The sequence below is a fragment of the Streptomyces sp. NPDC029956 genome, from assembly GCF_055574655.1.
In genome coordinates, this window is sequence record NZ_JBVHZJ010000025.1 from 108,934 (window position 1) to 115,080 (window position 6,147).

At 74.2% G+C, this 6,147-nt stretch carries 3 protein-coding genes; 2 read left to right on the plus strand and 1 reads right to left on the minus strand.

Annotated features, from left to right (window positions below):
* Positions 1-26: 26 nt before the first annotated feature.
* The gene (locus ACZ4XX_RS21315) at positions 27-3,653 is read right to left on the minus strand and encodes a DNA polymerase III subunit alpha (protein ID WP_468509412.1); all 3,627 of its coding nucleotides are present in this window, start codon (positions 3,651-3,653) and stop codon (positions 27-29) included.
* A gap of 170 nt (positions 3,654-3,823) precedes the next feature.
* On the opposite strand from ACZ4XX_RS21315, the gene ACZ4XX_RS21320 reads away from it, so the two are divergent.
* Entirely contained in the window at positions 3,824-4,873 is a 1,050-nt protein-coding gene (locus tag ACZ4XX_RS21320) for an ABC-2 transporter permease (RefSeq protein ID WP_468509413.1), read from the plus strand.
* A gap of 84 nt (positions 4,874-4,957) precedes the next feature.
* Positions 4,958-5,899, plus strand: a complete 942-nt coding sequence (locus ACZ4XX_RS21325; protein ID WP_468509414.1) for a GNAT family N-acetyltransferase — start codon at positions 4,958-4,960, stop codon at positions 5,897-5,899.
* Positions 5,900-6,147: the final 248 nt, after the last annotated feature.

A 6,147-nucleotide genomic window follows, 5' to 3' on the forward strand; every position in this document is an offset into this window, starting at 1 on the left:
CACGGCGGCTCTCCCCCTGGGCCGGCTCAGCCCGCCGAACCCGGGCTGCTGTGCCACAGTTTCCGTCCACTCGGAGTCCCTTCGCCCGCCGGTTCGAGGTCGGCCCAGGGGTTCATCTCGTATCCCGTGGGCATCGTGATGCGCCGGCCGGAGTCGCCGTTCCCGCCGGCCATGGCGGTCCCGTCGGCCGGAGCTGGCGGAGCCGCCGGAGCCGCCGGATCGGGTTCGGCGAGCCGTTCGCCCACCGCCTCCAGGCCTCCGGACGCCCGGAGTTCGACGAGTTCGGCGAGGTTCCAGGCGGCGGCGCCGACCACGCTGACGCTGCGCGGGCCGCGCCGCTGCACCACTCCCCGGACCAGCAGCAGCCAGGAGTGGAAGACGGTGTGGGCGCAGCGCTCGTGGGCGTCGTCGAAGAAGGCGAGGTCGACCAGGCCGGTGCCGTCGTCGAGGGTGGTGAAGATGACGCGCTTGCCGGAGCGGATCGGCGGGGTCTGGGTGGCGGCCTTGGCGCCCGCGACGAGCACGGTCCTGCCGTGCGGGGTCTCGCGGAGGCGCTGGGCGGAGACCACGCCGAGTTCGCGGAGGAAGGCATGGTGGTCGCCCATGAGGTGACGGGAGGCGTCCATGCCGAGGATGCCGAGCTCGGCGCTGAGGCGTTCCGTCTCGTCGAGGTCGGGCAGGCCGATGGGAGCGGTCTTCCCGCCCTGGGCGAGCGGGAGTTGGCCGCCGTGCGAGGCGGCTCCCCGCTGGATGCGCCGGAGTTCGGTCAGGTGGAGCAGGAGGTCGCGACGGTTGGCGCCGAAGGCGTCCAACGCGCCGACCTGGGCGAGCCGTTCGGCGACGGGGGTGCGAGGGCGGGCCCGTTCCCAGAAGTCGAGGAGGGAGGCGTACGGCTGCCCGGCCTCGATCCTGGCACCCTCGGCCTCGCTGATGCCGTGGACGTCGGTGAGGCCCAGCCGGAGCCCCCACCGCACCGTGGACTCGGACACCAGTTCGATGCGATGGGCGACCGCCGACCGGTTCACGTCCAGCGGCAGCACCGGCACCCCCCGCCGCCGCGCGTCCGCGAGCAGCAGCCGCTTGGGGTACATGCCGGGGTCGTGGGTGAGCAGCCCGGCGTAGAAGGCGGCCGGGTGGTGCGCCTTGAGCCAGGCGGACTGGTACGTCGGTACGGCGAAGGCCACCGCGTGCGCCTTGCAGAAGCCGTACGAGCCGAAGGCGGCCACGATCTCCCAGGTACGGGCCACGACCTCGTCCGCGTATCCGCGCGCCGAGGCCTCCCGGGCGAACCAGAGCCTGATCCGGCCCTGCGACTCCGGGTCCGAGAGCCCGCGCCGCACCTGGTCGGCCTCGTCGCGGCCGCAGCCGGTCATGATGCGTACGATCTCGATGATCTGCTCGTGGAAGACGACCACGCCGTACGTCTCCCGCAGCGTCTCCTCCAGGTCGGGGTGCGGGTAGCGGACGGGCGCGCGGCCGTGCCGGGCCTCGATGAAGGGGCGGACCATGTCGGCGGCGACCGGGCCCGGCCGGAAGAGCGAGATGTCGACGACGAGGTCGTGGAAGGTGGCGGGCTGGAGCCGGCCGACCAGGTCGCGCTGGCCCGGCGACTCGATCTGGAAGCAGCCGAGGGTCTCGGTGGATCGGATGAGCCGGTACGTCTCGGGGTCGCCTTCCGGGACCGCGTCGATGTCCGGGCGGGTGCCGGTGGCCCGCTCGACCTCGGCGACGGCGTGGGCCATCGCGGACTGCATCCGCACCCCGAGGACGTCGAGCTTGAGCAGTCCGAGGTCTTCCACGTCCTCCTTGTCGAACTGGGACATGGGGAACCCCTCGCCGCTGGTGGGCACCACGGGGGTGCGGGCGAGCAGCGAGGCGTCCGAGAGCAGGACCCCGCAGGGGTGCATGGCGGTGCCGCGCGGCAGCGCGTCCAGGGCCTCGACCAGCTCCCAGAGCCTTCCGAACGCATGCCGTTCGCCCGCGAGTTCGCGCAGTTCGGGCAGTTCGTCGAGGGCGGCGAGGGCGTCGCGGGCGCGGATGTGCGGGAAGGCCTTCGCGATCCGGTCGATCTCGGCCGGATCCATGGAGAGGGCCGCACCCACGTCCCGTACCGCGTGGCGGACCCGGTAGGTCTCGGGCATGGAGACGGTGGCGACGCGTGCGGTGCCGAAGCGGTCGATGATCGCCCGGTAGACCTCCAGCCGGCGGGCGGACTCCACGTCGACGTCGATGTCGGGCAGGGCGGTGCGGCGCTTGGAGAGGAAGCGTTCCATCAGGAGGCCGTGCTCGACCGGGTCGGCGTGGGCGATGCCGAGGAGGTGGTTGACGAGGGAGCCGGCGCCGGAGCCCCGGGCGGCGACCCGGATGCCCATCTCCCGCACGTCGTCGACGACCTGGGCGACCGTCAGGAAGTAGGGGGCGAAGCTGTGGTGGGCGATGACGTCCAGCTCGCGGTGCATCCGGTCCCAGTAGGCGCCCCGTTTCTCGTACCCCTTGAGGATCATCCCGGCGGCGGCGCGGGAGGCGAGAACGCGCTGGGCGGTGCGGTGCTCAGCGCCGACGAGGTGCGGTTCGGGGAAGTGGGCGGAGCCGATGCCGAGGTCGTCCTCGGGGTCGACCAGGCAGGCGGCCGCGACCGTCGCGGTCTGTTCGAGGAGCCGGTGGGCGGTGTCCCGGCGGAAGCCGGCGGCCTCGACGATCCGTTCGGCGGCGGCCAGCATGTCGCCGACCCCCTTGAGCCAGGCGGCGCCGCTGTCGAGCTCCTTGCGGGGGTCGACGGGGACGAGGCGGCGGGCGGAGTCGAGGACGTCGGCCACCGGGCCCTGGCCGGGGTCGGCGTACCGGACGGCGTTGCTGAGGACCGGCCGGACGCCCTGCTCGGCGGCGAAGCCGACGGTACGGGCGGCGAGCCGCAGGGAGCCGGGCCCGGTGCCGGAGCGCCCGTGGTCGACGGCCGCGAGGCGCAGTGCGTCGCCGTACCGTTCGCGCCAGGGCGCGAGCAGCCGGACGGCCCGGTCGGGGCGGCCGGCGGCGAGGGCCTGTCCGATGTCGGAGTCGGGGCCGAGGAGGACGAAGACGTCGTCGTCGCACAGGGCGGACCAGGGCAGCAGGGGCCGCTCCCCTCCCCCGGCGTGGGCGGCGGTGATCATCGCGCAGAGCGAGGCCCAGCCGGTGCGGGAGCGGGCGAGGAAGAGGACGCGGGGCGCGGACTCGTCGACGAAGGCGCCGCCGCGGACGGGTACCCGCCGGATGTCCTGCGGGCCGCGGCCGGGCACCCGTCCGGCGCCCCACGGGCCGCCGCCGGACGCGGACGCCCGCGCCGGAGCCCGCCCCGCCTCCGCTCCGGATCGTCCCGCCGCCCGATCGGCCCGTCCAGGCCCCTGACCTGCCGGTCCCGACCCCTGACCGGACAGCCCCGGCCCCGGCCCGGGCGTCGTCGCCTCGTAAGCGAGGTCCACGCCGAACAGGGGGCGGACCCCCGCCTTCGCGCAGGCCTTCGCGAAGCGGATCGTGCCCGCGAGGGTGTCGCGGTCGGTCAGGGCGAGCGCGTCCATACCGCGCTCGGCGGCACGCGCGGCCAGTCGTTCGGGGTGGGAGGCGCCGTAGCGCAGGGAGTAGCCCGACGCGGTGTGCAGATGCGTGAACCCCGGCATGGCGCGCCTCCTGGCTCCCGCATCGAAATCGTACGTACGTTCCCACCCCCTCGTTCTTCACCTTAACCCATTTCGAACGTTCGTACGATAACCGTGTCGGGTCGTCCTCCGGTCAACCATTCGGGCGCATCCCACCTGCGGAGAAACCCCCTGCCCCGGAGCGTGGGGGCATGAGCCTCGTCGACGAACTGAAAAGCGCCGTCACCCCCCGAGCCGCCCTCCTTGTCGTCGGTGTCTTCGCCCTCCAGCTGCTGTTCATCACCTCGTACGTCGGAGCCCTGCACCACCCCGAGCCGAGGGACGTCCCCTTCGGCGTCGTCGCACCGCAACGGGTCTCCGCGCAGGTCGTCGGACAGCTGGACCAGCTCCCCGGCGCCCCGCTCGACCCCCGCTCGGTCGCCGACGAGGCCACGGCACGGAACCAGATCCTGAACCGGGACATCGACGGCGCCCTGATCGTCGACCCCACCGGCCGCACCGACACCCTGCTCGTGGCCTCCGGCGGCGGCACCGCGCTCTCCCGCACCCTGCAGGCGATCGTCATCGGCGTGGAGGAGACCCAGGAGCGCACCGTACGGACCGTCGACGTGGCCCCCGCCTCGCGCGAGGACTTCAACGGGCTCTCGGCCTTCTACCTGGTCGTCGGCTGGTGCGTCGGCGGCTACATCTGCGCCGCGATCCTGGCGATCAGCGCGGGCTCCCGGCCCGCGAACCGGGAGCGCGCGATCATCCGCCTCGGCGCCCTCGCGCTCTACTCCGTCCTCGGCGGACTCGGCGGCGCGGTCATCGTCGGCCCGATCCTGGGCGCCCTGCCCGGCAGCGTCGCCGCCCTGTGGGGACTCGGGACGCTGGTCGTCTTCGCCGTCGGCGCCGCCACCCTCGCCCTGCAGTCGGTCTTCGGGATCGTCGGCATCGGCCTGGCGATCCTGCTCATCGTGATCGCGGGCAACCCCAGCGCGGGCGGCGCCTTCCCGCTGCCCATGCTTCCCCCGTTCTGGAACGCGATCGGCCCCGCCCTGCCACCGGGCGCCGGCACCTGGGCGGCCCGCTCGATCGCGTACTTCAAGGGCAACGACATGACGAGCTCGATGCTGGTCCTCTCGGCCTGGGCGGTCGTCGGCACGGCCGTCACCCTGGTGATGTCCTCCCTGAAACGCGGGCCCGAGCCGGAGCCGATCGCGGACGAAGTCGACAGCGCGAGCGGCGCGCGGACCCACTGACCGCCAAAACCCCTGGCCCACACGCTCCTTGGCCGTTACGTTCTCGGGGCAGCATCGAACGTTCCCGAACCGACAAGGCTCTCCGTGACTTCTGTTCGCTCCGCCCGTCCCGACGAACTCCCCGCCCTGGTCGAACACCCCGACGACCCCGAGCGCAACGCCGCCACCCGCGCGTACCTCACCCAGCTCCTCGACAACGCCTGCACCCGGCCCGAGTGGTGCCTGGTCACCGAGGACGGCGACGGCCGGCTCACCGGCAGCGTGGTGCTGTGGACCATACCGGGACAGGACGTCCCGCTCGCACTGGTGCTGTTCGAGGCTCCGGAAGACGCTCCGGAGACCGCCGCCGCGCTGCTCGACGCGGCCGCCCTCAAGGCCCGGGAGCTGGGCGCGACGGAGCTGGAGCACGTCGTCGACTCCCCTGCCCAGGCCCCGCAGTTCCAGCGGAACCCCGAGCACCGCGGCGAGCTCCTGCGGGCGTCCGGGTACGGCGTGGTCCGCGACGGCCGCCGGTTCAGCCTCCAGACCCCCGGCTCGCCGGACAAGCTGCCCGCCGACGACCCCCGGCTGACCTTCCGCTCGCTCGCCGAACTCGGCACCGAGCCCTTCGTCGCGGTCCTCGCCGAGCTGCTCGCCGACACCGCCGACGCCCGCCTCGCGGCCGACGTACGGCAGCACGGCGCCCGGCGCGCGGCCGAGCTGCTCTTCGAGGAGACGGCCGAACTCAAGCACGAGCCCTCGTGGTGGGAGCTGGGCTACGACGCGGACGGCACCGTCGCCGTGATCAGCCTGCCCGCCGAGAACCCCAGCGTCCCGGTGATCGGCTTCGTCGGCGTCACCCCCGCCCACCGGGGCAAGGGGTACGCCACCTCGGTCGTGGTCCGGGGCACGCGCGTCCTGGCCGGCGCCGGAGCCACCGAGATCCGCGGGGACTGCGACGCCGCGAACGTGGCGATGGCCAAGGCCTTCGAGCGCGCCGGGTACGTGAACTTCGCCGACCGGCTGGAGTTCGCCCGCGCCCTCTGACGCGACCCCCGCGCCGTACGACGGTGCCGCCCCGCGCCGTACGACGGTGGGGGGGGGGGGGGGGGGGGGGGGGGGGGGGGGGGGGGGGGGGGGGGTGTCGGGGAGGGGGGGGGGGGGGGGGGGGTTCGCCCCCCCCCCCCCCCCCCCCCCCCCCCCCGCGGCCGTTCTCACGCCTCCACGAGCTCCGCCGCCCGCTCCGCGCAGCCCCAGGCCACCGTCACGCCCGCGCCCCCGTGCCCGTAGTGGTG

What these genes read in the sequence shown, in the direction of transcription:
- ACZ4XX_RS21315 (WP_468509412.1), bottom strand. Translation starts at nt 3,653, where the DNA reads ATGCCGGGGTTCACGCATCTGCACACCGCGTCGGGCTACTCCCTGCGC.
- ACZ4XX_RS21320 (WP_468509413.1), top strand. Translation starts at nt 3,824, where the DNA reads ATGAGCCTCGTCGACGAACTGAAAAGCGCCGTCACCCCCCGAGCCGCC.